This window comes from Rhodococcus sp. NPDC127593, assembly GCF_042671975.1.
Classification (GTDB): domain Bacteria; phylum Actinomycetota; class Actinomycetes; order Mycobacteriales; family Mycobacteriaceae; genus Rhodococcus_F.
The window spans coordinates 96,457-122,354 of record NZ_JBHXWI010000015.1 but is presented as its reverse complement, the minus strand read 5'-3'; the positions used below and the strand labels follow the sequence as shown (position 1 = coordinate 122,354).

The 25,898-nt window shown below is 66.2% G+C and carries 26 protein-coding genes and 1 pseudogene; 20 read left to right on the top strand and 7 right to left on the bottom strand.

Annotation, left to right across the window (positions count from 1 at the left end; all coding sequences use genetic code 11):
• Positions 1–35 precede the first annotated feature (35 nt).
• The 3 genes from ACFVJ3_RS16455 to ACFVJ3_RS16445 form a co-directional block, all read right to left on the bottom strand.
• Positions 36–449 (bottom strand): VOC family protein, encoded by a 414-nt coding sequence (locus ACFVJ3_RS16455; RefSeq protein ID WP_378453036.1) that lies wholly within the window; start codon positions 447–449, stop codon positions 36–38.
• A 14-nt stretch (positions 450–463) separates the two neighbouring features.
• Positions 464–904: a helix-turn-helix transcriptional regulator gene (locus ACFVJ3_RS16450; protein WP_378453035.1), complete on the bottom strand. Its 441-nt coding sequence runs from the start codon at positions 902–904 to the stop codon at positions 464–466.
• A gap of 62 nt (positions 905–966) precedes the next feature.
• Positions 967–1,134, bottom strand: coding sequence for a hypothetical protein (locus ACFVJ3_RS16445; RefSeq protein WP_378453034.1), 168 nt, complete (start codon positions 1,132–1,134; stop codon positions 967–969).
• Between the two features lie 204 nt (positions 1,135–1,338).
• On the opposite strand from ACFVJ3_RS16445, the gene ACFVJ3_RS16440 reads away from it, so the two are divergent.
• The 11 genes and pseudogenes from ACFVJ3_RS16440 to ACFVJ3_RS16390 all read left to right on the top strand — a co-directional run bounded on the left by ACFVJ3_RS16440 (position 1,339) and on the right by ACFVJ3_RS16390 (position 10,592).
• Positions 1,339–2,040: an RNA polymerase sigma factor gene (locus tag ACFVJ3_RS16440; RefSeq protein WP_378453033.1), complete on the top strand. Its 702-nt coding sequence runs from the start codon at positions 1,339–1,341 to the stop codon at positions 2,038–2,040.
• A gap of 12 nt (positions 2,041–2,052) precedes the next feature.
• Positions 2,053–2,277 (top strand): anti-sigma factor family protein, encoded by a 225-nt coding sequence (locus ACFVJ3_RS16435; RefSeq protein WP_378453092.1) that lies wholly within the window; start codon positions 2,053–2,055, stop codon positions 2,275–2,277.
• Positions 2,278–2,322: 45 nt separating this feature from the next.
• Positions 2,323–2,534: pseudogene (locus ACFVJ3_RS16430) on the top strand (hypothetical protein).
• A gap of 111 nt (positions 2,535–2,645) precedes the next feature.
• Positions 2,646–3,515, top strand: coding sequence for a MurR/RpiR family transcriptional regulator (locus ACFVJ3_RS16425; protein ID WP_378453032.1), 870 nt, complete (start codon positions 2,646–2,648; stop codon positions 3,513–3,515).
• A 148-nt stretch (positions 3,516–3,663) separates the two neighbouring features.
• Positions 3,664–4,833, top strand: coding sequence for an ABC transporter ATP-binding protein (locus ACFVJ3_RS16420; RefSeq protein WP_378453031.1), 1,170 nt, complete (start codon positions 3,664–3,666; stop codon positions 4,831–4,833).
• Complete coding sequence (locus tag ACFVJ3_RS16415) at positions 4,833–6,191, top strand: extracellular solute-binding protein (protein WP_378453030.1); 1,359 nt, start codon at positions 4,833–4,835, stop codon at positions 6,189–6,191. The genes ACFVJ3_RS16420 and ACFVJ3_RS16415 overlap by 1 nt, the downstream gene beginning before the upstream one ends.
• Positions 6,192–6,222: 31 nt before the next feature.
• Positions 6,223–6,972 (top strand): tyrosine-protein phosphatase, encoded by a 750-nt coding sequence (locus ACFVJ3_RS16410; protein WP_378453029.1) that lies wholly within the window; start codon positions 6,223–6,225, stop codon positions 6,970–6,972.
• Positions 6,973–6,998: 26 nt separating this feature from the next.
• Positions 6,999–7,862, top strand: a complete 864-nt coding sequence (locus ACFVJ3_RS16405) for a phosphodiesterase (RefSeq protein ID WP_378453028.1) — start codon at positions 6,999–7,001, stop codon at positions 7,860–7,862.
• The gene (locus tag ACFVJ3_RS16400) at positions 7,862–8,815 is read left to right on the top strand and encodes a carbohydrate ABC transporter permease (protein WP_378453027.1); all 954 of its coding nucleotides are present in this window, start codon (positions 7,862–7,864) and stop codon (positions 8,813–8,815) included. The genes ACFVJ3_RS16405 and ACFVJ3_RS16400 overlap by 1 nt, the downstream gene beginning before the upstream one ends.
• Positions 8,816–8,823: 8 nt before the next feature.
• Complete coding sequence (locus ACFVJ3_RS16395) at positions 8,824–9,717, top strand: carbohydrate ABC transporter permease (RefSeq protein ID WP_378453026.1); 894 nt, start codon at positions 8,824–8,826, stop codon at positions 9,715–9,717.
• Positions 9,718–9,749: 32 nt separating this feature from the next.
• Positions 9,750–10,592 carry a metallophosphoesterase family protein gene (locus ACFVJ3_RS16390; RefSeq protein WP_378453025.1) on the top strand — a complete coding sequence of 281 codons (843 nt, stop codon included), beginning with the start codon at positions 9,750–9,752 and terminating at the stop codon, positions 10,590–10,592.
• Positions 10,593–10,607: 15 nt separating this feature from the next.
• Here the strand turns inward: ACFVJ3_RS16390 and ACFVJ3_RS16385 are convergent, their stop codons facing one another.
• Positions 10,608–11,693 carry an Lrp/AsnC family transcriptional regulator gene (locus ACFVJ3_RS16385; RefSeq protein ID WP_378453024.1) on the bottom strand — a complete coding sequence of 362 codons (1,086 nt, stop codon included), beginning with the start codon at positions 11,691–11,693 and terminating at the stop codon, positions 10,608–10,610.
• Between the two features lie 85 nt (positions 11,694–11,778).
• On the opposite strand from ACFVJ3_RS16385, the gene ACFVJ3_RS16380 reads away from it, so the two are divergent.
• From ACFVJ3_RS16380 to ACFVJ3_RS16365, 4 genes are all read left to right on the top strand, one after another.
• Positions 11,779–13,257: an MFS transporter gene (locus ACFVJ3_RS16380; RefSeq protein WP_378453023.1), complete on the top strand. Its 1,479-nt coding sequence runs from the start codon at positions 11,779–11,781 to the stop codon at positions 13,255–13,257.
• A 29-nt stretch (positions 13,258–13,286) separates the two neighbouring features.
• The gene (locus tag ACFVJ3_RS16375; protein WP_378453022.1) at positions 13,287–14,687 is read left to right on the top strand and encodes an amidase; all 1,401 of its coding nucleotides are present in this window, start codon (positions 13,287–13,289) and stop codon (positions 14,685–14,687) included.
• Between the two features lie 38 nt (positions 14,688–14,725).
• Positions 14,726–16,132, top strand: a complete 1,407-nt coding sequence (locus ACFVJ3_RS16370) for a M20 family metallopeptidase (protein ID WP_378453021.1) — start codon at positions 14,726–14,728, stop codon at positions 16,130–16,132.
• Between the two features lie 263 nt (positions 16,133–16,395).
• A complete protein-coding gene (locus ACFVJ3_RS16365) occupies positions 16,396–16,860 on the top strand; it encodes a nitroreductase family deazaflavin-dependent oxidoreductase (protein ID WP_378453020.1) in 465 nt (154 codons plus the stop codon).
• On the opposite strand, the gene ACFVJ3_RS16360 is transcribed toward ACFVJ3_RS16365, so the two are convergent.
• A complete protein-coding gene (locus tag ACFVJ3_RS16360; RefSeq protein WP_378453019.1) occupies positions 16,847–17,776 on the bottom strand; it encodes a LysR family transcriptional regulator in 930 nt (309 codons plus the stop codon). The two genes, ACFVJ3_RS16365 and ACFVJ3_RS16360, sit on opposite strands and share 14 nt — an antisense overlap.
• A gap of 223 nt (positions 17,777–17,999) precedes the next feature.
• Between ACFVJ3_RS16360 and ACFVJ3_RS16355 the strand changes: the two genes are divergently transcribed.
• On the top strand, positions 18,000–19,337 hold the full coding sequence (locus ACFVJ3_RS16355; RefSeq protein ID WP_378453018.1) for an MFS transporter: 1,338 nt from the start codon (positions 18,000–18,002) through the stop codon (positions 19,335–19,337).
• A gap of 37 nt (positions 19,338–19,374) precedes the next feature.
• Here ACFVJ3_RS16355 and ACFVJ3_RS16350 read toward each other — a convergent pair whose 3' ends face one another.
• A complete protein-coding gene (locus tag ACFVJ3_RS16350) occupies positions 19,375–20,442 on the bottom strand; it encodes a CobW family GTP-binding protein (protein WP_378453017.1) in 1,068 nt (355 codons plus the stop codon).
• A gap of 57 nt (positions 20,443–20,499) precedes the next feature.
• Complete coding sequence (gene gntH / locus ACFVJ3_RS16345; protein ID WP_378453016.1) at positions 20,500–21,807, bottom strand: guanitoxin biosynthesis MBL fold metallo-hydrolase GntH; 1,308 nt, start codon at positions 21,805–21,807, stop codon at positions 20,500–20,502.
• Between the two features lie 133 nt (positions 21,808–21,940).
• Between gntH and ACFVJ3_RS16340 the strand changes: the two genes are divergently transcribed.
• The 4 genes from ACFVJ3_RS16340 to ACFVJ3_RS16325 all read left to right on the top strand — a co-directional run bounded on the left by ACFVJ3_RS16340 (position 21,941) and on the right by ACFVJ3_RS16325 (position 25,865).
• The gene (locus ACFVJ3_RS16340; RefSeq protein ID WP_378453015.1) at positions 21,941–22,087 is read left to right on the top strand and encodes a hypothetical protein; all 147 of its coding nucleotides are present in this window, start codon (positions 21,941–21,943) and stop codon (positions 22,085–22,087) included.
• Complete coding sequence (locus ACFVJ3_RS16335) at positions 22,087–23,286, top strand: DUF2254 family protein (protein WP_378453014.1); 1,200 nt, start codon at positions 22,087–22,089, stop codon at positions 23,284–23,286. Before ACFVJ3_RS16340 ends, ACFVJ3_RS16335 begins: the two co-directional genes overlap by 1 nt.
• A gap of 74 nt (positions 23,287–23,360) precedes the next feature.
• Positions 23,361–24,281 (top strand): AraC family transcriptional regulator, encoded by a 921-nt coding sequence (locus ACFVJ3_RS16330; protein WP_378453013.1) that lies wholly within the window; start codon positions 23,361–23,363, stop codon positions 24,279–24,281.
• 120 nt (positions 24,282–24,401) lie between these two features.
• Entirely contained in the window at positions 24,402–25,865 is a 1,464-nt protein-coding gene (locus ACFVJ3_RS16325) for a benzaldehyde dehydrogenase (RefSeq protein ID WP_378453012.1), read from the top strand.
• Positions 25,866–25,898 lie beyond the last annotated feature (33 nt).

The following is a 25,898-nucleotide window of genomic DNA, read 5'->3' as shown; positions in this document are numbered from 1 at the left end:
GGCGGAGCCGCCTTCGCGGTCTCCGTCGGCGTCGATCAGCGCAGTTCCTGGATACGAACCATGTTGCCCGCGGGATCGCGGAAGGCGCAGTCACGAACCCCGTACGGCTGCTCGGTCGGCTCCTGGACGACCTCCGCGGCATCGCTGGCCTGCAGCTTCTCGAAGACGCCGTCGAGGTTTCTGGTGGCCAGGTTGATGCTTGCGTAGGTGCCCTTGGCCATCATCTCGGCGATGGTGCGGCGCTCGTCGTCGGTGATACCGGGGTCGGCGGCCGGCGGATGCAGGACGATGGACGTGCCGGGCTGGTCGGCCGGGCCGACCGTGATCCAGCGCATCCCGTTGTATCCGACGTCGTTGCGGACCTCGAAGCCGAGAGTGTCGCGATAGAAGGCCAACGCGGCGTCCGGGTCGTCCTGGGGGAGGTAGGTCTGGTGAATTGTGATGTCCATGGAGATCACGATAATTACGAATCAGCGACCTGCGCTTCTCGATTCCTGATCGGTCTGGTGACTTGTTTCGACACGCACGACGGTATGCCCGCCGTCGCGTCCGCTTCCTGGCGTCGGTACGTGCTGGGCGGGACCCCGGTGAGCTCGGTGAAACGCGTGCTGAAGGTGCCCAGCGACGAGCAGCCGACCGCGAAACAGACCTCGGTGACACTGAGGTCGCCACGACGCAGCAGCGCCATCGCCCGCTCGATGCGGCGCGTCATCAGGTACGAATACGGCGACTCGCCGTACGCGAGCCGGAACTGGCGGCTGAGGTGCCCGGCCGACATGTTCACGCCACGGGCGAGCGACTCGACGTCCAGCGGCTGCGCGTGCTCCCGATCGATCCGGTCACGGACGCGGCGCAGCAGCGCGAGGTCGCGGAGGCGCTGGTTCGCAGCGGTACTGCTCGTCACAAACGAAATCGTGCCACGTCGCACCGACGTTGCCTAGCGCCACTCGCCCGCACTCACGATCCTCACGCCGGATCGGGCGTTGCACCTCGACAGTGGTCGACGAGCGAGACCTGTTCGTCCGGGGCCGGGAGCCGGTCCCGCTCCGCACCGTCCAGGTGGCGAGCCTCCACTGAAGCCAGCTGCTCCCAGTAATTCTCCGAACGCGCCTGCGGAGTTCGCCGAACGTCCATGCGCCGCCCTCCCTGGGTTGCCAGGTCCAGTCGTTGTCCTGGGGCACCCGGGCCGCCGCGACCGTCACCGTGTCGCCGCGGCCCGCCACCCCTCCGCATCGAGTCTTCCCCGCACCTCGGAGCCAAGACAGGGCCGTTCGGCCCTACCACCACGCGACCAGGCTCGGCCTGATCGACGGCTGCCGCCCGGATCAGTAATGTTGGATGTCATCCGGCCGTCTCACGCGGCCACGCTTCCGGAGCACCTCGATCAACGAGGAGGAGCGGATGACGGAGATCGATACCTCGCACGAGCAGTGCCTCGTCGACTCTTTGCGTGCACGGGACGAGTCGGCATTCGCCGAATTGGTCGACCTGCACACGCCGATGATGCTGCGCGTGGCGCGAGGGTACGTGGCCAGCACCGAGGTCGCCGAGGACGTCGTCCAGGAAACCTGGATCGCCGTGCTCCAGGGCATCGACCGATTCGAAGGCCGCTCCACGCTCCGTACCTGGCTGTTCCGGATACTCGTCAACATCGCCAAGAAACGGGGAGTGCGGGACCGGCACGATTTCGACGCCGCACTTGCCGCCTACACGGGCAGCGCCTCCGTGGATCCGGCCCGGTTCCTGCCGGCATCCTCCCCGGAGGATCCACACCACTGGGCGACTCCGCCTACCAGCTGGCCGGAGACCCCCGAGGGATCGGTCCTCGGTGCGGAGGTGCTCGACGTCGCAGGCCGCGAACTCGAGCACCTCCCCGACCGCCAGCGGATCGTGGTGGCTCTGCGCGACGTCCTCGGCTACGACGCCGAGGAAGTGTCGGCGATGCTCTCGATCACCCCGGCGAACCAGCGGGTGCTGCTGCATCGGGGCCGCGCACACGTGCGCCAGGCCCTCGAGGATTATCTTGGAACGGGAGCGTGAGACATGGAAGACATGGACTGCCAGGACCTCGTCGAACTCGTCACGGCCTACCTCGAGGATGACATGGATCCCGATGCCCGGGCCCGATTCGACACCCATCTGGGCGAATGCCCTGGATGCGCCACCTATCTCGAGCAGATCGAGCAGACGGTACACACCCTCGGTGCGCTCCCCCCGGACGAGCTCGATCCGGCGTTGCGGGACCGCCTGCTCGCCGCGTTCCGCGACTGGCGGTAGCGGCGGGAAACTCACCAAGACGACCGACGCACCCACCGCGGCTCGCTGCGGAAGCGGATCGTGACCGTGGTGGTGGCTGCAGCCGCACTCGGCGGACTTCCCGTCGGCGTCGCGGGCGCGGTTGCCCCGGCCGCGACATCCCCGGTGGCAACGACGATCGGACCCGCGATCGGCAGCGCGACCAGCGGCAGGAACGCAGGGCCGGGAACATACCCACCGATCAGGTCCCGATCATCTGGAACGTCCCACTCAACTGAGGTTGCGTACCGATTGAGAGACAGCAACTTTCGCCACACGCCTCGGTTCGCCACCTGCGCGGTGGGTCATCGGCGTGTCCTTCGTTCACCGCTGTGTGTTATTCAAGGCTCATGACTGCGTCGTCGATCGATCCGCCCGTGGGGACCACCCTCTCAGCCATCCGAGCCGTCGCACCCAAGCTGGCTCCGAGCGAGCGTCGCGTGGCGGACGTCTGCGTGGAGCGCCCGCAGGATGTTGCTTGGTGGTCGGCCGCCGACGTCGCGGAACACGCTGAGACGTCGACTGCCACCGTCATCCGTGCGTGCCAGAATCTGGGTTTCAAGGGGTTCCAGCACTTACGGATGTTGCTGCTGAGGGATCTGGGGTCCGCCGATACCGAGTTGGGGGGAACACCCGCCGCCGAAGAGAACGGCACCGGACTGGTGCGGGCTGTGTTCGCCGAACTGGCGACGGATCTCGCCGGCGCCCTGGCACCCCTCGACGAAGACTCGTTCGAGCGGGCGGTGACGGCGCTCGCGGAGGCGGAGCGGGTGCTCGTTGTCGGCAACGGCGGCTCGGGACCGTCGGCGGCGGCCGTGGCCGTGCGGTTCATTCTCAACGGCCGCCACGCCGAAGCACCGACCGACGCCGTGATCCAGCAGTTGACTGCCGGGCGCCTGACGTCCCGTGACGTGTGCCTCGCGGTGAGCGACAGCGGGTTGAACTCGGTCACCCTGCGGCCGCTCGAGGCCGCGCGGGCAGCGGGGGCCACGGTCATCGGCGTCACCAGCTACGCCCGTTCGACCCTCGTGGAGAAATCCGACATCGGACTGGTCATCGGTGGCGGTACGGGACCGTGGGGCGGACTGGGCGCGTCGGCCACGGTGGTGCAGCTCGCGTTCCTCATCAGCCTGCAGATCGCCGTCTGCCGTGCGCGGGGCGGCTCGGCCGAGGCTGCGGCCGAGACGTTCAAACAGATTGTGCCGCTGATCCATCCGTGACGGCATCGAGCTACAGCCGTTGCGCGAAGCATCACCGATGATTGGACCGCCATTCGCCCACCATTAACCTGACCCTGGCTAACTACCGATGTAACGAAATTCCCCGTCTCGCCGAGATTGGGTAACGTCATTTCATCGGGAGAGGCCAATGGGCAGGATTCGGATCGAGAATCTGAGTCGAAAGTTCGCAGATTTCACCGCGGTCGACAACATCGACCTCGACATCCGGGACGGCGATTTCCTGGTCCTCCTCGGGCCCAGCGGGTGCGGAAAGACCACGCTGCTGAGGATGCTCGCGGGCCTGCTCGAGCCGACCAGCGGACGGATCCTGCTCGACGACGACGACATCACCGCGGCGCCCTCCCGGCGCCGGGACGTCGCGATGGTCTTCCAGAGCTACGCGCTCTACCCGCACCTCAGCGTCGCGAAGAACCTCGCCTTTCCGTTGCGCGTGAAGAAGATGCGCAAGTCGGAGGCCGCCGAGCGCGTCGAAGCCGTCGCGCAGCAACTCGACATCGCGCACCTGCTCGGCCGAAAGCCGAAGGAACTGTCCGGTGGCCAGCGGCAACGCGTCGCGGTCGGGCGCGCGATCGTGCGTAATCCGAAGGCGTTCCTGATGGACGAGCCGCTGTCCAACCTCGACGCCAAGCTCAGGACCGCGACGCGGCGCGAGCTCACCGACCTCCATCGCCGGCTCCGGGCCACGTTCGTGTACGTCACCCACGATCAGGTCGAGGCGATGACGATGGCGACGCGGATCGCCCTGCTGAACAACGGCGCACTCGAACAGGTCGGAACACCCGAGGACGTCTACGACCGGCCGGCGTCCGTGTTCGTCGCCGGTTTTCTCGGCAGTCCCGCAATGAACCTGCTCGACGCACGCGTCCGCACCGTGAACGGCACTGTTGTCGCGTCCGCCGAGGGCGTGACCGCACCGCTGTGGCCGGGACACACCGACGGCCGCGACGTCGTCCTGGGCATCCGGCCGGAGCATCTCCGCGTCGCCGACCCTGTGGATCATCAAGGGGTGCGGCTGTCGGTCGACGTCACGTCCGTCGAGAATCTCGGCAGCGAGCAGGTCGCATACTGCGAGGTCGGGGGTGCCACGGTCTGCGTGCGAGCACCGCGACCGATTGCACTGCGCGCCCATCGATCCGCCGTCCTCACCGCGGATCCCGCCCACGTGCACCTCTTCGACCGCGCGACCGGACGTCGCCTGGAATGGGTGGACGTCCCCGAACTCACCGACTTCGACTCCGCGGCCCCCACGGCTGTGGACCACTCTCCCGAAACACTTTCCGCAACAGGAGCAGCGTGATGCGTAGATCGACATTCTCTGCCGTCGTAGTGGCGGCCGTGGCCGCCGCTCTGACTGGCTGTGCCACCGGCGGGGCCGCGCCAGGCACCTCGGGCACCGGCGCACCGGTCCCGGAACTGGGCCCCGACCAGCAGGTCGACATCGTCTTCGAGTCCTACAACCTCCAACAGGCCGGACTCTGGTCGGACACGATCAACGGCCTCGTTACCGACTTCGAGGCGCAGCATCCGAACATCCGCGTGAAGGCCCAGCCGCCGCAGGGCAGCGGCACGGCCGGCGCCGGAACCGCGAGTAGTGTGCAGACGCAGATGCTCGCCGGATCGCCCCCCGACGTAGCCCAATTGACCTTCGACACCCTCGATTTCGCCGTCAACGAACTCGGCGCCCAGTCGCTCGACGGACTGTTCGGCACCGAGGCCGTGGACGCGACGTTCGGTGGCGAGCACCCGTTCCACCCACGGGCCGCGACGCTCGGCGACTGGGACGGCGAGACGTACGGCATCCCGTACGTGTTCTCCACCCCCACCCTCTTCTACAACGCGACCGCGCTCACGAAGGCCGGGTTGCCCGCCGACGCCGACCTGTCGACGTGGCCGAAGGTGGCGGCTGCCGCCAAGGCCGTGACCGCGGCGACCGGCAAGCCGGCGCTGTCCGTGTCGTGCTCGGTCAAGGGCGGCAACTGGTGCATGCAGGCGCTGTTCCGCTCGGCGGGCGGCGATGTGCTGTCGCAGGACCGCAAGACCATCGAATTCGGTGAGCCCGGCGCGGTGTCGGCGGTGACCGCGTTGCGGCAGATGTATGACGACGGTGTTCTCGCCAATCTCGACTCGACCACCCAGTACGAGAGTTTCGCGAAGGGCGACGTGGCGATTCAGCTGCAGACGTCGGCTCTGCAGGGGATGTTCATGAAGTCGGCGGCGACCGGTGGCTGGGACCTGCGTGCCGCACCGATGCCCGCATTCGAGGGGCACGCGGCCGTGCCGACCAACTCGGGATCGGCTCTGTTCACGTTCTCACAGGATCCGGCGAAGCAGCGCGCGTCGTGGGAGTTCATCAAGTTCATGACGAGCGACCATGCGTACACCGAGATCTCCAGCAAGATCGGCTACCTTCCGCTGCGCCCGTCGCTCACCGAGGATCCGTCCTCGTTGAAGGAATGGGCCGACAACAACCCCCTCCTGGCACCCAATCTCGGCCAGCTCGACAAACTCGAGGCCTGGAAGTCCTACCCCGGCAACAGCTATGTGCAGGCCGACGACATCCTCGGCCAGGCGGTGGAGGACGCGGTCTACTACGGCAAGGACCCCGCCGACGCCATGCAGGCGGCGCAGCAGCGCGTGCAGGAACTCATTCAGTAACCAATTCCGAACAGGACGAGAAACCGACACCATGACCAGCACTCTGCCTGCGCCGACGAATCATCGACGCCTGAATCTGACCGGCACCTACAACTTCCGCGATCTCGGCGGGTTCCCCACGGACTCGGGGACCACCAAGTGGAACAAGCTGTTCCGTTCGGACGCGCTTCACCAGCTCGACCAGCCGGCCCGCGACCTGCTCCGGAAGCGGAGACTCGCTCTCGTCATCGACCTCCGCGAACAGCAGGAGCTGGACGACAGCCCGACCGCACTCGACGGCGTCGGACACCGGGTGGAACACCTGCCGGTGTACGAGGGCGAAATCGATCTCGACGGCGCGAACTTCGACCTCGCGGTCGTCTACCGCGACATGGTCGAGAACTACGGACATCGGTTGACCCGCGCCGTCCGCGCCATCGCCGCCTCGGGTGACGACCCGACCGTCGTTCACTGCACCGCGGGAAAGGATCGCACCGGTCTGGTCGTCGCTCTGACACTCGCGGCGGTGGGTGTCGATCAACGGGACATCGTCGCCGACTACGCGATGTCCGAGGTCCTGCTGGCCGGCGACTGGGCGCTCGGCATGGCCGTGAAGATGCGCGCCCGCGGTCTGCCCGACGGCGTTGACGTCGATCACCTGGTCGGCGCCAGCCCTGCCGCGCTGATGCGCACGACCCTCGACTCGATCACCGCCACACACGGCGGCGTCCGCGACTACCTCCTCGGCCACGGCACGACCGAGCGTGAACTCGACGACCTGCGCGGCGCACTCGTCGCCTGACCCCCACTTTCTACAGGAGAAACCTCATGTCCCAGTACGGGGAACCCGACCACTACATCCTGCATGTGAGCGACACCCACTTCGTCACCGACGGCGCCCTGCTCCACGATTCGGTCGACAGCGACGCCAACCTCTCCCGGCTGTTCGAGCGGCTCGAGAAGGCCGGCCGGCGGCCCGAGGCCATCGTGTTCACCGGCGACCTCGCCGACATGGGCGAGCCCGAGGCGTACGTACGCCTGCGCCGGATCGTCGAGCCCGCCGCGGAGCGCCTCGGCGCGAAGGTGATCTGGGTGATGGGCAATCACGACGCCCGGCCCGCCTTCCGGAGCGGCCTGCTCGACGCCGAACCCACCCAGGACTCTGTCGATGCGGTCGTCGATGTCAACGGATTGCGGATCATCGTGCTGGACAGCACGGTTCCGGGGTTCCACCACGGTCTGATCAGCGACGAACAGCTCGCCTGGCTGACGGACGTCCTGGCCGTGCCGGCACCGCACGGCACACTGCTCGCCCTGCACCATCCGCCGGTGCCGGGCCTGCTCGACGCCATCGAGTCGGTAGAGCTGAAGGAACAGCACCGGCTCGAGACGGTGCTCGCGGGCACCGACGTCCGCGGAATTCTCGCCGGACACCTGCACTACTCCACGACGTGCACGTTCGCGGGTATCCCGGTGTCGGTGGCATCGGCGACCTGTTACACACAGGATCTGCTCGTCGACGAGGGCAGCATCCGCGGCCAGGACGGCGCGCAGGGTTTCAACATGGTGCACGTCTACCGCGACCGGGTCCTGCACACGGTGGTCCCGCTCGAGGTTTCCCCAGCGGTGTACGAGATGACTGCGGAGGATATCCGGCAGTCGATCGAGCAGCTCACGGCGCCCGGCGTCTGATGTTCGTCGAAGTTCCGGCCGCAGCCTCGGCCGTCCGCGCCGGCACACCGGCAGTTCCGTCGCCGGCCGGCCGGGTGCGACGCGGTCTCGCGCCGTACCTGTACCTCCTGCCCGCCGTAGTCCTGCTGATCGTGTGGATCTACAAGCCGCTCGGAGAGACCATCGGCCTGTCGTTCTACAAGTGGAACATGGTGCCCACCAGCCCGAAGGTTCCGGTGGGAATGGACAACTACGTTCGCGTACTGTCGCTGCCCGAACTCCATCAGGCACTGCGGAACACGATTGTGTACGTCCTCGCGTTCATGGTGTTCTCGTTGCTGCTGCCGATGGTCGTCGCGCTGCTGTCGAACCGGGTGGCCGGACGCTGGAAGACGCTCTACCAGGCCCTGATCTTCGTCCCGTTCCTCATCACCCCGGTGGCAGGCAGTGCGATCTGGCGGTGGCTGTTCAATCCCGAGGGCGGCACGATCCCCCGGGCGGCCGCAACCCTGGGTTTCGAGTTGGGCAACGTCTTTCGAGAACCCGGCCTCGCGATGCTCGGTGTCGTGCTGATCGTCGGGTGGCAGATGCTCGGCTTCGGTGTGCTCGTCATCTCCGCCGGACTGGCCGGAATCAATCCCGACTACGCGTCGGCGGCGGCCCTCGACGGCGCGTCACAGGCGACCATCACCCGCAAGATCACCCTGCCGCTGCTGTCCCCGACGCTCGTGTTCCTCGGCCTCATGACGATCCTGCTGGGCGCGCAGTGGGCGTACCCGATCATCGACATCGTCACGCAGGGCGGCCCGAGCGGCGCCTCCACCAACATCTACTACCTGCTGTACCAGTTCGGATTCCAGAATTTCGACGCAGGATTGTCGGCTGCCGCGGGAACCCTGTTCTTTCTGGGCTTCGGACTGATCGCCGTCGTGTTCGTTCGTGTGTCGGACCGACTGAGCTTCTACGATAACTAGGACACCCCATGGCATTTGCACTTGTCGATGCACCGGCCCGATCGACCACCGTCGCTGCCCCGGCCCGCGATCTCGGCGACGCCCCGGTGGCCACCCGTTCCCGCAGCCGGGTGGCGACCGGGCACGTGGTTCTCGCCGCCGTCACCGTGTTCAGTATCTTCCCGGTGTACTGGATGTTCGCCACCGCATTCCGTCGTCCCGAGGACTCCTTGTCCGTCAGCCCGGTGCCGTCTCCCTTCAGTCTGGACAACTTCCGCTACGTGTGGGAGACCATTCCGATGGCGTCGATGCTCGTCAACACGTTCGTCATGGCACTGGCGATGTCCGTCAGCCAGCTTCTGGTCGCGATCCTGGCCGCCTACGCGTTCGCGCGGTGGACGTTCTTCGGGAAGCAGGTGCTGTTTCTGCTGTTCGTCGGATCGTGGCTGGTGCCGTTCCAGGTCACCATGATTCCGAACTACCTCCTCATCTCTCAGATGGGCCTGCTGAATACCGTTGCCGGGATCGTGATCCCGAATCTGTGCTCGGCGTTCGGTGTTCTGCTGATGCGCCAGCACATGGAGGCGTTTCCGCGAGAATTGCTGGATGCCTCCCACATCGACGGCCAGAACTCGTGGGCAACCCTGTGGAAGGTGGTGCTGCCCAACATGAGACCGGCGCTCGCGGCGCTGGGCATCATGCTGTTCATCTCGGCATGGAACGAGTACCTGTGGCCGTCGCTGATCATGCGCCAGTCGAATGCGGTCGTCCAGATCGGAATTCGCGGCTTCCTCGGCGCAGAAGGCAACAACTGGGGTGCTGTGATGGCGGCGTCGGGCCTCGCGTGCCTGCCCATCTTTCTGATCTACCTGTTCCTGCAGCGCTACGTGCGCGACGCATTCGTCCGGTCCGGCCTCAAATGACGTTCGGCCGGCCACAACCCGAAGGAGCTCCGATGAAGATCGTCCAGATCAGTGACACGCACCTGTCCGCCCGCGGAGGACGCACACAGCAGAACTTCGAACGCGTCGTCGACTACGTGAACAATCAGGTCCGTCCCGATCTCATCGTGCACTCCGGCGACATCGTGATCATCCACCCCGACGATGCCGACGACCGTGCGCACGCCCACACGTTGATGCAGCGGTTCACCGCTCCGGTGCTCGTCGTGCCCGGCAATCACGACGTCGGGGAGCCGGGCTCCGCGCCGTGGAAGGGTATCGGCGTAACCGATGGGCGGGTCGCCGCCTTCGAGACGGCGTGGGGTCCCGATCACTGGCGCCACGACGTCGACGACTGGACGGTGCTCGGGCTGAACAGCGAGCTCTTCGGTTCCGGTCTCGACCGGGAGACCAGCCAGTGGGCCTGGGTCGAGGACGTCGCCGAGAACGTTCCCGACTCGCAGCGGGTGATCGTGTTCCTGCACAAGCCGGTCTGGAAAGCACTGGACGAACCGGTCGGGCATGCCGTCGACATCGGGGAATCCCGTACCCGGCTGCTCACGGCTCTCGGGAAGATGTCACTTGCCGCCGTCGGCAGTGGGCACCTGCACTGCTACCGGCAGACCGTCCGCGACGGGGTGCTCGAGGTCTGGGCGCCGTCCACCGGATTCGTGGCCGGCGAGGGTGACGCCGTTCCCGGGCCGCTCCATCAACTCGGCATCGTCGAGTACGACTGCACCGGCGGGGTCGTGCGCGCGGGCTACCGATCCGTGCCGGGCCTCGAAGACGTGACGGCGACCGCCGTGCCCGAGGTGACCGAGGCCATCGATGCGCTGGGGCCCAGCCCGGTCGGGTGACGTCGATTCGAGCTGTTACGAGCCGACGTCGGTAACAACTTGCCCCGCTTCCTCGGCGTTCACTGCCCTGTCCCGCGTCCGGGGCGGGGCAGGGTCGTCGTGAAGGCTGGACAGTCCGGTGACGAATCCCCGGGCATCCAACAGGCGCCCGAGGTGTACTGCCGGTCGTATGACGACGGCGCGATCGGCGATGCGGGCTCCCGCGAGGACCTTCTCGAGCAAGGCTTCGAATCGGTTGACGTCGGCAAGGTCACGAATCCATAGGGTCATGACGAGGTTGTAGCGGCTCGCGGTGGTGACCGCGAGCCGGACTTCCGCGAGCCGCGACAGCGTCGACCGAAGCCGATCGATCGACGACGCAGGCACTTGCACGAAGTACCAGGCGTTGATCGGCCACCCGGTGTAGCTGCGGGCGACATCCGTCCGTAGTACGAGGTCACCCGAGTGACGGAGTGTCGCAATGGCATCGGCAACTCGCTGATTGCTGACGCCCGCCTGCGCGGCGATGTCACCGGTAGGTGTTCGTCCGTCGCGGTACAACTCGCGGACGATCACCGCCTCGAGGTCGGCGGGAACCTGCCGTGCTGCACGTGGCCGGGGCGCCTTGGCCCGGGGAACCCGCCGAGCCTCCGACTCGGAGAGGGCGTTCAACCTCCAGTCGCTGCCCTCCACGAGAACCTCGGTCACCAGGTGCGTGCGAGCGTGGGTGATCAGACGCTGATCACCCAGACGATCGATCACGAACGCCGACAGCGACTCGAGGTCGGCTGCCGCGACCACGGCGACGAGATCGCGCCCACCGGACGTGTGATCGATGGTGCGCACAATCTCTTCGTCGGCGAGCAGACTCGCAGTCTCGGCGGCTTTCCCCTGCGCACATTCGATCTCGACGATGGCCACTGCGGGGAAGTAGCGACGTTGCCCAGTAATCCACGCAAGCCCCTCATCGGTGATCCTGGCCCATCGCCGGGCGAGCCCGACGGGATCGGTGGCGAGAGCCCGGCCCAGTTCGGTCCACGATGCTCGCGGCTCGAGTTGCAGAGCGTGAATCAGCCGTAGATCGGAGTCTCTGCGCAGAGAATCCGGTTTCGAGGAGGCCACTTTGCATCGTTTCCTGACATTTAACTTATCGGATTTCAACCGGACTGAGGATACGACCACCACACAGATTTCGCTGGAGGAACATATGAGCACTACGCCGCACACCGGCGCGAGGCGGGCCACCGGAACCTCCGCGGCCGTCGGCTTCCTGATCGTCATGGAGTTCGGAAGCGGTCTGTTGCAGGGGTGGTATCCACCGCTTCTCACAAGCATCGGACAACACCACAGGACCTCGGCAGCAGCGCTGAACTGGGTGAATGCGATATTCCTACTCGCATCGGTGGCCTGCGTGCCGATCATCGCCAAGCTCGGTGACATGTACGGCCATCGCAGGATGCTCGTGGCGTCCGCGGCGGCAGTGGCCGTGGGATCCTTCGTCGTCGCGTTCGCCCCGTCGTTCGCCGTCCTTCTCGTGGGCCGTGCCCTGCAGGCCCCGTTGATCGCTTTCCTGCCGTTGGAATTCGCCATCGTCCGGCACCGGGATCCCGACCGGGCGGGGCGCAATATCGGTCGTCTGATCGGGGCACTCACCGGCGGCGTCATCGTCGGCGGATTCCTCGCGGGCTGGTTCATGACCCGCATCGAGAACCTGACCGTCGTGCTGTTGGTTCCCGGGATCATGTTGGCGATCTGCGTTCCCGTCGCCCACTTCCTCGTTCGTGAGACGACCGTACGCAAGGAGGGGCGCATCGATTGGGCAGGGGCGGCTCTCCTGTCGTCCGGCCTGCTCATGGTGATGGGGGGCGTATCCAACGGCAACGCGATCGGGTGGGCAAGCCCGCTGATCGTCGCTCTCGTCGCCGCAGGTGCGGTCGCGTTGGCGGCGTTCGTGGTGGTCGAGAATCGAGTGACCAACCCCCTCATCGACTTCCGCGTCCTGAAGCGGGGCCGTCTCGTGCTCCCGATGCTCATCGCTGCACTGCTCGGAGCTCAGTCGTTCGGTTCCCAGGCGCCCATCTCGTTGTTCTCGCGAGCCGATCCGAATGCGTACGGGTACGGCCTCGGTGTGACAGCCACGGTCGCGGGTCTCCTCCTGTCGATCACTGCCACCGGAGCATTCATCGCCTCGACGATCAGCGACCGGATCGCGCGCACGCTGACACCGCGCTTCGCCGTCGTGTTCGGGGCACTCGTCAGCGCCGCCGGATACGTGGCGATGCTTGTCGCGCACGGAAGTGTGGTCACCTTCTCGATCTGGCTGTTCTTGTTGGGCTTCGGCGTCGGAATACTCGCGGGTGTGGTGCCGGCGATCATCGTCAATCGCGCTCCCGAGGATTCGGTCGGTATCGCCTCCGGCCTCTACAACAGCTCCCGAACCGGAGCGGGATCGGTCGCCGGGGCAATGTTCGCCCTCCTCATGTCATCTCTGGTCACCTCGGTGACCGTGGGCGAGAAGACGAGCTCGATTTCGTCGTTCACCTCCTACGCGACAGTCTGGGCGATCTGTGCGGCCCTCTGCATCGCCATCGCTGTCCTGGCCCCGTTCCTCGGTTCTCGTCGCCCGCGGATCGCTTCCGAGGTCCCCGCGCCGACTGTCGGCGAAAACGAACCGGCTCGCGCCTGATCACGTCATTCAATCGAAAGGAATTACCTGTGCACGACACCGCAATTGCCGGACACCCGACGAGCATCGCCGAACTTAACGAGGCATTCGGCAACGGATCGCTCACGCCGCTCGACGCACTGGAATCGACCATTGAGCGGATCGCAGCGAAGGATGATACGCACCGCGCGATCTACGTGATCGACGCCAACGAAGCTCGTGAGTCCGCGCGGCGCAGCGGCGAGAGGTGGCGCAGCGGCACCGCACTCGGCCCCCTGGACGGCGTGCCGGTCACCATCAAGGAAAACACCGCGAAGATCGGTCTGCCGCAGTCGTACGGAACCGCCGCACGCGAACCCGTGATCGCAACGGAGAACTCACCCGTCGTCGACCGTCTGCAGGAGGCGGGCGCCCTGGTGGTCGCCAGCACCAGCATGCCCGATTTCAGCGGGCTGGGCTCCGGGGTGTCGTCCCGTCACGGCATCGCACGCAACGCCTGGAATCTCGCCTGGAACACGGGCGGCTCGTCATCCGGCGCGGCCGTCGCTGCCTCCCTCGGGTACGCGCCGGTCAACATCGGAACCGACATCGGTGGGTCGATCCGCATACCCGCGGCGATGAACGCGGCGTTCGGGTTCAAGCCGTCCTACGGGCGGGTGCCGATCAACGACACCTACCTCGGCCGCTGCGCGGGTCCGATCACCCGCACGGTGCGCGACGCCGCCCTCACGATGGCTCTCCTCGCTCGCCCTGATGCACGCGACCACAGCGCGCTCCCCGACGAATCGATCGAGTGGACCGACCTCGACATCGACATCCGCGGGCTGCGCATCGGCGTCAATTTCGCTCCGGTGGACGGTAAGACCGCCGATCCCGAGATCGTCGCGGCGATCCGTCGGGCGGTCGCGGTGTTCGAAGCCGCCGGTGCCCGGGTGGAGATCGTCGAGCCCTACCTGTCCCGGGACTACCTGACCACTGGATTCATTCCCTTTTTCACCGCGCATCTGTGGGCGCAGATGAACGACAAGAACATCGTCGACGACCTCTCCAAGGCGAATCAGGAGATGGTGGCGGCGGTGTCGAGCATCGGCTCGCTTTCCTCCCTCGAGCTCATGCAGGCCTACGACTCGATCGGGCCGTTCGTTCAAGAAACCGTGGATATGCTGCGCCGCTACGACGCAGTCCTGTCCCCCACCTCCGGCATCCTCGCCGGGCCGGCCGAAAGCCCCATGATCCACGAGTTCGCGGGCCCGGCCAACTTCACGTCCGCATTCAACGCCGCGGGCACCCCCGCGGCCTCGATCAACTGCGGATTCTCCAAGGACGGAAGGCCGATCGGCCTGCAGATCGCCGCAGGTCGCCGGCAGGACCTGACCGTCCTCCAGGTCGCCGCCTGGTACGAGGCCCATCGGGGTCCCGCGGCAACTCCGCGGTGGGGCTCCCTCGACTGACCATCCCATCACCCTCTCATTCGACGGATAGGAAAGACATGAGCACCACGCACGACCTTGCCCGCCTGATCGACGAGCTTGCACCCCGGTTCAGCGCGCTCAGTGACGCGATCTGGGACAATCCCGAATTACGTTGGGAAGAAACAGCATCAGCAGAAAGTCACATCGAGCTGGCACGCACGGAAGGGTTCCGCATCACCCGGGCGATCGGTGGTGTGCCGACCGCATTCAGCGCGGAGGCCGGTTCGGGTGAACCCGTCATCGCCATTCTGGGTGAATACGACGCGCTCGCCGGCCTGAGCCAGGAATCCGGCAACCCCGAACGCACCCCCGACCCGTCCAACACCTCGGGTAACGGCCAGGGCTGCGGCCACCACCTCCTCGGCGCCGGCTCGCTGCTCGCCGCCACCGCCGTCAAACGCCATCTCGACGAGAACGGGCTACCGGGCACCGTCCGCTACTACGGATGCCCCGCGGAGGAAGCCGCAGCGGGCAAGACCTTCATGGTCAAAGCCGGGGCGTTCGACGACGTCGACGCGTCGATCTGCTGGCATCCGGGCGACAGCACCCTGGTGCAACGTGACCACAGCCTCGCGTACATGCAGTCCTATGTTCGCTTCACGGGCGTCGCCTCCCACGCCGGAGCGTCGCCGGAACTCGGCCGCAGCGCATTGGACGCCCTCGAACTGATGAACGTCGGCGTCAATTTCCTCCGCGAGCACATGCACTCCGACTGCCGCATCCACTACGCCATCCTCGACGGAGGCGGGCGCTCGGCGAACGTCGTCCAGCCGTACGCCGAGGCCTACTATGTCGTCCGGGCACCCAACGTCCGGGACATGCGCGCACTGTTCGAGCGCGTTCGCAAGATCGCCGAGGGCGCCGCGTTGATGACCGAAACCGCGGTGGAGATCGAGATCGACGGTGGCTCCTCGAACCTCTTGGGAAACACGGTGCTGGAAGAATCGATGCAGGACACGCTCCTCGAGCTCGGTCCGGTGCCGTTCGACGAGGAAGACCTGGCAATCGCACGAAAGTTCCGCACGGACAAGCCGATCGACATGTTCGGCACCACAATCGAAGAGGGCGACAGCCCCCTCCACGACGGCGTGATCACCTTCGTCGCCGGCGCGCCCCGGCGCGTGCTCACGGGGTCGACCGATGTCGGCGACGTGAGCTGGGTCACTCCCACCGTGCAATGCACCACCGCCTGTGTCACTCGCGGCACCCCCGCGCATTCATGGCAGCTGGTCGCCCAAGGGAAGCTCCCCGCCGCACACAAGGGCATGATCCACGCGGCCAAGGTCATGGCCGGATCGGCGATGAACCTCCTCACAGATTCAGCCCTGCTGAAGCTCGCGACGGAGGAGTTCCTGGAACGAACCACCAAACAGCCGTACGACTCGCCGATCGACGACGGAGTGATCGCACCACCGCTGCGGTAGGCAGTGAGACGGGCACTCATACGAGTGCCCGTCTCAGGCGTGCGCTGGATCGAATCCCGACATGGTCGTCCTCACCGGCGACCAAAGCGGTCAGGAATCGAGAAGCGCCGACCACCGGGCTACACCTAGCGTCATTGCCATCCACATGAACGAACAGCGCTGAACGCCACCGACGCCGGTCGAGCCGGGAGATACTGTCAGGAGCTGTGGATCTGGCTCTGTCGTAAATGTCGCGAGGCGAATGGACCGAATGGAGAGAGCACATGACGACGAACAACCAAGCAGGCAAGCGGAAGCCCGGAACCCCCGGCGCGTTTTCGCGGTGGATGCAGCGAAAGATGAACGCCCGCATGAACCGCAAGATCCGACGTGGCCACGGCCAGTTCATGGGCATGGACGTACTGATCCTGAACACCGTCGGCCGCCGAAGTGGGGAGCCGCGGCAATCGCCGGTGGCGTGGTTCGACGACGGTGGTGACGCCCGGCTGGTCGTCGCGTCGGGCGGCGGTAGCCAGAACCCGGACTGGCACGCCAATCTGATGGCGCACCCCGACAAGGCGACCATCGAACTGCCCGGCCACGGCGCCACGCCGGTGACCCCGCACCAGCTCGACGGCGCCGAGCGTGAGCAGGCATGGCAGCGCATCGCCACCGCCCAGCCACGCATCGCGAAGTACCAGAGCAAGTCCGACCGGGAATACCCCGTGATCCGACTCACCGCGCGGTAACTACATCCCGATTCCGGCTCGCGTCGGCGCCCAAGGCCCTTCTCACCGTGGCACGGAACCATTCGGTGCCGGGGTCCGGGAGCACCCTCTTGTAGGTGTAGAGCGAAATCTCCACGGCTGGAACGGAAAACGGTAGTTCGAACGTTTTCACGTCGGCCATCCGGCAGAACTTGTCCGACACCGACCGGGGGATGATCGAGAGATGGGGCGTCTTCTCGATCAGCTGCGGAAGGGCCGCGAAATGCGCGATGCGCAACGCGACGTCGCGTGAGTGGCCGAGCAGGGACAACGACCTGTCGACGTCCGTGTGGCCGGCGCTCACATCGACGGCGACATGACGCTCGGCCAGAAATTCGTCGAGCGTCGGATCGGTGCCGACACGCGGATGCGCTGCGCTGCAGATTCCGCAATAGCTGTCACGGAGCAGGACGTCGCGTTCGAAGTCGGGCGCGGTGATCCTCGGGGTGCAGATGACGGCGTCGGCCTGCCCTTGCCGGAGTTCGGTCTCGACCACGGCGAAGTTGAGCGGAATGATGTGGACGTCGACCCCCGGAGCAGTCTCCGCGATGAGACCGAGCACCGGCGGTAGCAGACTCACTTCACCGAGGTCGGTGGCGTGGAGTCGGAAGGTGCGGCGCGACGTCGCGGGATCGAACTGGCCCACACCACTCACCGTGGTGTCGATGACCTCGAACGCCTGACGAAGCCTCGGATACATCGCACTCGCCAGCTCCGTCGGCTGCAGACCTGACGGCGATCGGCTGAAGAGGCTGTCGTTGAACTGTTTCCGCATCCGGCTCAGGGCGTGGCTGACCGACGGCTGGGTGAGCGAGAGGCGCTCGGCAGTTCGTGTGACGCTCCGTGTCTCGTACAGGAGCAGGAACGTCCGCACCAGATTCAGATCGAAGTCGGTCATGAAATGAAATAGACACCATCGATGGGGGTATGTCAAACATTCATTGGAGCTATTCCGCCCCGCCGGATACCGTGACGTGCAGCACAGCGAGGGCCGCCCACCCGGGACACCCCACCGGCGAATTGTCGGCGCAGGTCCCCGGTTCGGTGTGGCGCAGCCAGACCCGACGGCCACTCGCCAGTCGCCCGATGAACCCTCACACCATTGCGAGAGAGAAGCCGACATGAGCGATCAATCAGCCACGGGACAACGAGAAGGGTCCGGGACATCGGCGCGCGTCGTGCTTCTGCTGTGCCTGCTGGCCGTCGTGTTCGAGGGCTACGACATGGTGGCCTACGGGACCACCCTCCCGTCGATGCTCGCCGACCCCGCGTGGAACCTGACCCCGGCGCGGGCCGGAGTGATCGGAAGCTACGCGCTCGTCGGCATGTTGGTCGGCTCGATCCTCGTCGGTGGGATCGCCGACCGACTCGGGCGCCGAACATTGATGATCAGCGCCACCGGGTGGTTCTCGGCCTGGATGGGCGTGTGCGCCATAGCCCCCGACGCCACACTGTTCGGAGTGGCACGCTTCTTCGTCGGCGTGGGCGTCGGCGCACTCATTCCACTGGCCGCCGCCATGGCGGTCGAGTTCTCGCCCACGGGTAAGAACCACACCTACAGTGCCATCGTGTGGGCCGGCTTCCCCGGCGGCGGCGTTCTGGCGTCCCTCCTCGGACTCGTGGTGGTGGATGCGTTCGGTGTCCGGGCCATGTACTGGATCGGCCTCGTACCACTTCTGGTGTTCGTGCCGATCATGCTGAAGTTGCTGCCCGAGTCGCCGAGCTTCCTGCTCGCCCGCGGCAATGTCGACGAAGCGAACCGCATCGCCGACCGCGCCGGAATCGATCGTCCGGAGCCTCCGCGCCCCGGTGAGAAAGTGGGGCCGCGGGCCCTGTTCACCCGGGAGTTGCGGCGCGCAACCCTGCTGTTCGGGCTGCTCAGCGCATGCGGGCTGCTGCTGACCTACGCGCTGAACACGTGGCTTCCCAAGTTGATGCAGTCGTCCGGATTCGGCAGCAGCTCCGCACTGACCTTCCTGCTGGTACTCAATGCCGGCGCCATCATCGTTCCGCTGTTCGCTTCCCGGCTGTCGGACCGGATCGGCCCGCAAGCTGTCACCGCCGCATCGCTGGCGAGTGCCGCGGTGGCGATCCTGGTCCTCAGCACGGATGTGTCCTCGTGGTTGTTGTTCGCCCTCGCCTTCGTCGCCGGTGCCGGAACGATCGGCGCTCAGGTCCTGATCTACGGATTCGCCGCCTCATACTTCCCGGCGTCGAGCCGCGCGGCCGGAACAGCGTGGGTGGCCTCGGTCGGCAGGCTCGGCGGCGTGACGGGTCCGACGCTGACCGGTCTGGTGATCGCCAACGGGTCGAATGTCGCACCCGCCTTCTACCTGTTCGCGCTGATCGCCGTCATCGGTGCGATCGCCGCACTGCTGGTCCCTCGGCAGAGGAAGAATCCGGCCGTCGAACCGGCCGCAACGGTGCCCGGAATCGCGCGGCAGGACGCAACGACGTGAAGCCCGCACAGCACTTTACGGGAGACGTCGTCGATGATCAGGTCCGACGATTGCGGTGGTTGGGTTCAGCCCTGGCGGGTGCCTGTGCCATCTCGATCTGGGCGCGTAGCGCCGCGGCGTCGATGCGGCCAGCGGCGCCGATGACGACGATCCGTGTGCGTGGTGTTCGCTCGCCCCATTGATCCTGGAGCGCGATGTCCACGCGTTTCCCGACCACCTGGAGCACCGCCCGCCGCTCGGGTGCATCCGAGGTGTAGATCACGCCCTTGACCCGGTAGATGTCGGGCGGCAATTTCTGAACCACTTCGCGCAGCGCCTCCAGGGAGAGCGGCAGCTCGCTCTCGTAGCCCCAGGTGCTGAACGTCGTCGACGGGTGGTGTGAGTGGTGGTCGTGACGACAGTGTGGGTCGGTGCAGCCGCCGCTGTCGAGGGCGCGCAGGGTGAGGTCGGCTTGGACCGGATCGAAGCGACCGACGGAGAGCAGGATGTCCAGAGGCACGTCGCCGTGGCTGGCCTCGACGAGCCGGTAACGGTGAAAGCGGCTGTCCAACCAGGCCCGGATGTGGTCGATCTGGGCCCGATCCACCAGATCCACCTTGTTCAGTATGTTCAGGTCGGCGAACGCCATCTGACGGATCTTGAGTTCCATCAACTCGGGGATCGCCAACAGCTGCTCGGCGTCCACGACGCACATGATGCTGTCCAACCGGATGCGGTCACGGAAACAGTCCGCGCCGAAGGTCACCATGATCCCGGACGGGTCGGCGACGCCGCTGGCCTCGAGGAGGATGTACTCGGGCCGCTCGGGGCGGTTGATTGTCGCCATCGTCGTCTCGATGAGATCGTCGCGGATCGTGCAGCAGATGCAGCCGTTGGCCAGGCTGATGACATCGGATTCCACGCCGACGATCAGCTCGGCGTCAACGTTGATGGAGCCGAAGTCGTTGACCAGCACCGCCACCCGCAGTCCGTGGTCGCCGTTCAGGATCCGATTCAGCAGAGTCGTCTTCCCCGCGCCGAGGAAGCCGGTCAAGACCGTCACGGGAATCGGCGCCGGCCCGGCGCCGAGGTCGTGATCAATTGCGTCACAGCTCAACGGTTGCATGGGTTCCCCCGACGACACCGGTGCGCAGCCCCACCTTCTGGCTTCGGATCATGATTGTCAGCCGAGCTTCATGCGGAAGTCCTTGGGGAAGTTGGGTGTCTGTTCCCGATACACATCCGGGGGGTAGTAGTCCTTCGGGTCGATCTCGGCATCGCGGGTGGCCTGCTCCTGGATCTCGTCACGGTAGTACTCGGGGTTCGGGAAGGCGATCTCCGGTGGTGACGTTGCCGGAGTGGGTGATTGGAGCTTGTGAAGATCTTCCGGGCTCAGCAGCAGCGTCGGATCAGGTCGGGCAGGATTGGCCGCGTCGGGGAGGACGGCGTCCCGGACCCAGATTGCGTCCTTGGTGACGTTCACGACCGTCACGTCCACGCCGAATTCGAACCACCCGTCGTAGTGCGTCCGGACCCCCGCGATGATTTCCGGTGCCGTCCCCCTGTCGTACTCGAGGTGGGTGACCATTCCCAGCCGCGGCTCGAGCTGGTTGAGCAGGTATCCGACCGCGTACGGGATGGTGTGGGCACTGTCGATGGTCGTATTGCCGATGAGCTGAGGTATCCCCATCCGCGCCTCCGAGACAGCCCCCAGGTCGGCCTGCACCTCGGTGACGAACACATCCACGTCCTTGGCATGCTTCAGCGTCAGCTTGTCCGGCCGGCCGTCGCCCGTCCACACGAAGGACAGACCGTTCCAGTCGAGGCGATAGGCGCTCGCCCCGTCCATGACGTGTGAACGCGGCCAGTGCCGAACCTGGACACCGTTCTTGTCGTAGCAGAGGCCGTTCTCGTCCTGCCAGTCGAACTCGTTGACCTCTACTTCATATCCATCGCCCACCGCAGACGTCTTGAAGGACTTGGTGTGCCAGTGGGTCATCTGTTTCATGCCCTCGATCATGAACTTCGTGCCATCCTTCGGTGTTCGTCCCGAGGGGCCGTGCACCCGGAGAGGCTTCCATCGGAGCAGCCAGGGGGCGAAGCAATAGAGGTAGGGCAGATCCGCGAAGTGATCGACGTGCAGATGCGAGAGGAAGATGTCGTTGACCGCCATGATCGGCACCTGCATGGCGACGATATTGCGGAGGCAGCCCGAGCCCAGATCGAAGAAAAATCGGTCACCGTTGCCCAGTTCGACCATGATGCTGGTGCCGGCCTGGTCACGGCGCGGCGGGAAGGGGCAGCTTCCCACGAAGGAAATACGCATTTCGTCCGGACCGAGCTTCTCGCCGACCGGGAAGTAGTTGCTGGCGTTCCTCACGCTCGGGGTGGGCCGGAAATAGGGCGGCAGGCTTATACCGCTGCCCGGTCTTCCGCCGTAGGGGTTCTTCGCCGTCGCCGCGCCATCGCCGGGTTCGCTGGATGTTTTCACCGGAGTCTCCTATCCACTGACTAGCAACTACCCAAACGGGCGGGCGATAACCATCAACGGCGATGTCAGCGAACGCCGCGATGGTCGTGCGGGGGGTAGTCGTATCACCTCGGCTTCGGCCATGATTGGTTTCATGGCCGACACGGGTGGCGAGGTGCGGTTCCGCCGGCTGAAGACGCCGCGCTCCGCGGCAGTCGCCGGCATCGTGTTCGCGGTGCGCTTCGCCCCCGGCGTCGTCCTGCTACGTTCTACGGCCGGCCGGATGTCGATGGTGCAGTGATGTCGACACCCCACACCCCGCACGCCCTCCACCGCCTGAGCATCCGCGGTCGGCACACAGGGCATGTCCAGCTGTTGTTCGTGCTCGCCGGGCTGGGGCTGGGCCTCGCCACACCGAGGATCACACGCGGACCCGAAATGCAGGCCAGTCTGGTCACCGGAATGCTGGTCAGTTTGGGACCCGCTGTGCTGGGCGTTGTCACGCTCATCTTCTCGCTGTTGCTGGGGGTGGTGCAGTGGATGTCCTCCACGTTCACACCGCGCCTGACAATGCTCGGCGACTCCCCGCTCGTGCGGCGGACCTACGGGTTCACCGTCGGAGTGACCGTATTCTGCATCACCGTCGCCGTCGACAACAGTATCGCCGGCCGAACCGAGATCTCAGTGATCGTGCCGGGCATCGCCATTCTTCTTCTGGTGGTGGTGGTAGCACTGGTGCGGAAGCTGCTCTTGGGTGCCTTCACCAACATTCAGCTGGCACACAATCTCAGCTCCATCGCGACACAGGGCCGCGAGGTCCTCGACACCTGCTACCCCGAGACGACCGGCCCGACGTCCTCACCCTTGCCCCCGTTGCATTCGACGATCACCTGGCCGAGGCCGGTAACCACATTACAAAAGGTTCACCTGGACCGACTGCTCGCCGCCGCCGAGGCCTCGAACGCGGTCATCGTCCTGCGCGAGACCCCAGGGACCACCCTGCAGCAGGGCACACCCGTCACCGACATCCACGGAGCGGAACTGCCCGCCTCCACCGTTCTGGACGGCCTGGAAGTAGGTACCGCCCGGACATTCGAGCAGGATCCGTTGTTCGCGTTCCAGTTGTTGGCCGACATCGCGTTGCGAGCGCTCCGGACCAATGATCCAGCGTCAACCATCCAGACCCTGGACTACCTCGAGGATCTACTCGGTCGCGCCGTCTCCCAGCAGACCGGACCCCGACGCGTCGCCGACCGCAGCGGGGCACTACGTCTCGTCATCCACTACCCCGGCTGGGAGGACTTCGCCCGGACCGGCCTCGACAGTGTCATCGCCGCCGCGATGGACTTCCCCACGGTCCTCGTCCGCATCAGGTTGCTGCTCGAACGCGTGCGGAACCGGGCCCAGCCCGACCGTCACGACCTGCTCACCGATCGATTGGCCTGGGTCACCGACGAGCTCACCACCCGCTTTACTCACCTACAACGGCACGAGACGTAAGACGGCTACGCATAGCGTCATACTGTTCGAGCAGAACTGTCGTGCAGGCGAAGATGTGGTGTGGTGATGCCGACGTGAATCGAGTGACGGACTACTGGAGCGAGATCATGTCCACCGAATTCGGTGGACTCGCACCTCGGCTTGCCTCGGACGCCCCGGTCACGGGGACGATGCAGTCGGTCCTGCTCGGCAACGTGGAGGCCTTCACCATCTCGGGGACACCGCAGGTGCTGAGCCGCAGCCCCCGAGCCGCTCGGCGGAATCCGTCCGAGTGGTTGAAGCTGTGCGCGGTGAACAAGGGTCGCGCAGTGCTGCATCAAGGGGAGCGGGAACTCGTCGTCGACCGAGGTCGTGCGGTGATGTACGACGTGGCCCTGCCGTACGAACTGTCCTTCACGGACACCTGGTCGTGCTCCGTCGTCACGTTTCCACGCCACTCGTTCGTTCTCACGCCGAACGAGGTCCGGGAGTGTTTGGAACGCACCTACGACGTGCGGGCCGGGTCCGGCGCGCTGCTCGAGCACTTCGTCACGACCGCGGTCGCAGAGGGCGCCGACGTGGACCCCTCGGCTGCCACCCTGCTCGGTGACGCGGGCATGAGCCTCGTGTCGGCGGTGCTCACCGCGCCGGAGACTCGCTCGGCCCCGCCCTCGTCCGCGGTTCGGGACCAGATCCTCCGCCATGTTCGCCGCAATCTCGCCGACCCGGGCCTCAGCGTCGGCTCGATCGCGTCGGCACTGCACATGTCGCCGCGCACATTGCAGCGCATCTTCGCCGACTACGGCCACACCCTCAGCGCGGTCATCCGCCGTGAACGGCTGGCGAGCGTTCACCGGGACCTCACCAACCCGAATCTGCTCGACCGCACCATCTCTTCGCTGGCGTCGCGATACGGCTTCTACGACGCGCCCGCGTTCACGCGCGCGTTCCGTGCCGAGTACGGGATGACACCGTCGGATGCCCGGCACCAGGCCCATCCCCACACTGTCGCCTGACGGCAACAATCCTGTCGCTCCGGGACAACACGGGCCCCCGCATCCGGGGCACAGTGTGTTCCACATCGCTTCGTTCCCGTGAAGTGATCGACATTATCGACTCTATGAATGGGAGCTGACATGACTGACCTTCTCGGCGGCGAGACCTGGTCCGGCAAGATCTTCGACGGCAACTGGGTCACCGCCTCGGGCGGCAGCATCAAGGTGACCGAGCCCGCCACCGGCGCCGTACTCGGCGAAATCGGCGCAGCGGACGCGTCCGACATCGACCGCGCCGCCCGCCGCGCCGCGGCCGCTCAGCCGGCATGGGCCGCCCGCACCGGTCACGCCCGCGCGGACGTATTGCGCAAGGCCGCAATGACACTCGACGCGAACCGCGCCGAGGTCGAACGCTGGCTGATCCGCGAGGGCGGCGCCGTCCCGGGCAAGGCCGCTTTCGAGGTCGACCTGGTGCTCTCCGAGCTGTGGGAAGCGTCGGCCCTGCCCACCCAGCCGTGGGGTCACCTCCTGCCCACCAGCCAGGAAGGCCGCGTCAGCATCGGACGGCGTGTTCCGTTGGGTGTCGTCGGCGTCATCAGCCCGTGGAACTTCCCGCTGGTCCTGGCGATGCGGGCGGTCGCACCCGCCCTCGCTCTCGGTAACGCGGTCGTCCTCAAGCCCGACGTGCAGACCGCGATCAGCGGCGGCGTCGTGATCGCTCAGCTGTTCGCGGCAGCCGGACTGCCGGAAGGAGTACTGCACGTACTCGCCGGGGACGCCGAGCCCGGGCAGGCGCTGTCCGAGCACCCTGTCGTCTCCCTGATCTCGTTCACCGGCTCGACCTCCGTCGGACGCCAGGTCGGTGCAACCGCGGGACGGACACTCAAGCGCGTCTCGCTCGAGCTCGGTGGGAACAACGCCCTGATCGTCCTGGACGACGCCGACCTCGATGCCGCGAGTTCGGCCGGCGCCTGGGGCTCCTTCCTCCACCAGGGCCAGGTCTGCATGACGGCCGGACGGCACATCGTCCTCGAATCGGTGGCCGATCGGTACCTCGAGAAGCTGACGGCGCGCGCCGCCAACCTCCCGGTCGGGGACCCGAACACCGGTCAGGTCGCGCTCGGCCCCCTCATCAACGAGCACCAGGTCGCCAACGTCGATCGCATCGTCCAGGCAACCCGCGACGCCGGAGCCGAGATTCGCACCGGCGGAACATTCGAGGGATTGTTCTACCGGCCGACCGTTCTCGCGGGCGTCACCCCGTCCATGCCGGCCTTCCAGGAAGAGATCTTCGGTCCGGTCGCTCCCGTCGTGGTCGTCAAGGACGAGGCGGAAGCGATCGCCGTCGCCAACGACACCGAGTACGGTCTGGTCGCCGCAATTCAGACGGGTTCGGTCGAACGCGGAGAACGCCTGGCCGATCAGCTCCGCACGGGCATGGTCCACATCAACGACCAGACCCTGAACAACGACGCGTATGCGCCGTTCGGCGGTACCGGAGCGTCCGGAAACGGCACGCGATTCGGAACGCAGAGCAGCTGGGACGAGTTCACCCAGTGGCAGTGGCGCACCAGCCGCTCTGTGGCGCAACAGTTCCCGTTCTGACAATCGCACACCCCTCGGGTCTGCCGGCCGATC

What these genes read in the sequence shown, in the direction of transcription:
- ACFVJ3_RS16455 (WP_378453036.1), bottom strand. Translation starts at nt 449, where the DNA reads ATGGACATCACAATTCACCAGACCTACCTCCCCCAGGACGACCCGGAC.
- ACFVJ3_RS16445 (WP_378453034.1), bottom strand. Translation starts at nt 1,134, where the DNA reads ATGGACGTTCGGCGAACTCCGCAGGCGCGTTCGGAGAATTACTGGGAG.
- ACFVJ3_RS16440 (WP_378453033.1), top strand. Translation starts at nt 1,339, where the DNA reads ATGTCATCCGGCCGTCTCACGCGGCCACGCTTCCGGAGCACCTCGATC.
- ACFVJ3_RS16435 (WP_378453092.1), top strand. Translation starts at nt 2,053, where the DNA reads ATGGACTGCCAGGACCTCGTCGAACTCGTCACGGCCTACCTCGAGGAT.
- ACFVJ3_RS16425 (WP_378453032.1), top strand. Translation starts at nt 2,646, where the DNA reads ATGACTGCGTCGTCGATCGATCCGCCCGTGGGGACCACCCTCTCAGCC.
- ACFVJ3_RS16420 (WP_378453031.1), top strand. Translation starts at nt 3,664, where the DNA reads ATGGGCAGGATTCGGATCGAGAATCTGAGTCGAAAGTTCGCAGATTTC.
- ACFVJ3_RS16415 (WP_378453030.1), top strand. Translation starts at nt 4,833, where the DNA reads ATGCGTAGATCGACATTCTCTGCCGTCGTAGTGGCGGCCGTGGCCGCC.
- ACFVJ3_RS16410 (WP_378453029.1), top strand. Translation starts at nt 6,223, where the DNA reads ATGACCAGCACTCTGCCTGCGCCGACGAATCATCGACGCCTGAATCTG.
- ACFVJ3_RS16405 (WP_378453028.1), top strand. Translation starts at nt 6,999, where the DNA reads ATGTCCCAGTACGGGGAACCCGACCACTACATCCTGCATGTGAGCGAC.
- ACFVJ3_RS16400 (WP_378453027.1), top strand. Translation starts at nt 7,862, where the DNA reads ATGTTCGTCGAAGTTCCGGCCGCAGCCTCGGCCGTCCGCGCCGGCACA.
- ACFVJ3_RS16395 (WP_378453026.1), top strand. Translation starts at nt 8,824, where the DNA reads ATGGCATTTGCACTTGTCGATGCACCGGCCCGATCGACCACCGTCGCT.
- ACFVJ3_RS16390 (WP_378453025.1), top strand. Translation starts at nt 9,750, where the DNA reads ATGAAGATCGTCCAGATCAGTGACACGCACCTGTCCGCCCGCGGAGGA.
- ACFVJ3_RS16380 (WP_378453023.1), top strand. Translation starts at nt 11,779, where the DNA reads ATGAGCACTACGCCGCACACCGGCGCGAGGCGGGCCACCGGAACCTCC.
- ACFVJ3_RS16370 (WP_378453021.1), top strand. Translation starts at nt 14,726, where the DNA reads ATGAGCACCACGCACGACCTTGCCCGCCTGATCGACGAGCTTGCACCC.
- ACFVJ3_RS16365 (WP_378453020.1), top strand. Translation starts at nt 16,396, where the DNA reads ATGACGACGAACAACCAAGCAGGCAAGCGGAAGCCCGGAACCCCCGGC.
- ACFVJ3_RS16360 (WP_378453019.1), bottom strand. Translation starts at nt 17,776, where the DNA reads ATGACCGACTTCGATCTGAATCTGGTGCGGACGTTCCTGCTCCTGTAC.
- ACFVJ3_RS16355 (WP_378453018.1), top strand. Translation starts at nt 18,000, where the DNA reads ATGAGCGATCAATCAGCCACGGGACAACGAGAAGGGTCCGGGACATCG.
- ACFVJ3_RS16350 (WP_378453017.1), bottom strand. Translation starts at nt 20,442, where the DNA reads ATGCAACCGTTGAGCTGTGACGCAATTGATCACGACCTCGGCGCCGGG.
- ACFVJ3_RS16340 (WP_378453015.1), top strand. Translation starts at nt 21,941, where the DNA reads ATGGCCGACACGGGTGGCGAGGTGCGGTTCCGCCGGCTGAAGACGCCG.
- ACFVJ3_RS16335 (WP_378453014.1), top strand. Translation starts at nt 22,087, where the DNA reads ATGTCGACACCCCACACCCCGCACGCCCTCCACCGCCTGAGCATCCGC.
- ACFVJ3_RS16325 (WP_378453012.1), top strand. Translation starts at nt 24,402, where the DNA reads ATGACTGACCTTCTCGGCGGCGAGACCTGGTCCGGCAAGATCTTCGAC.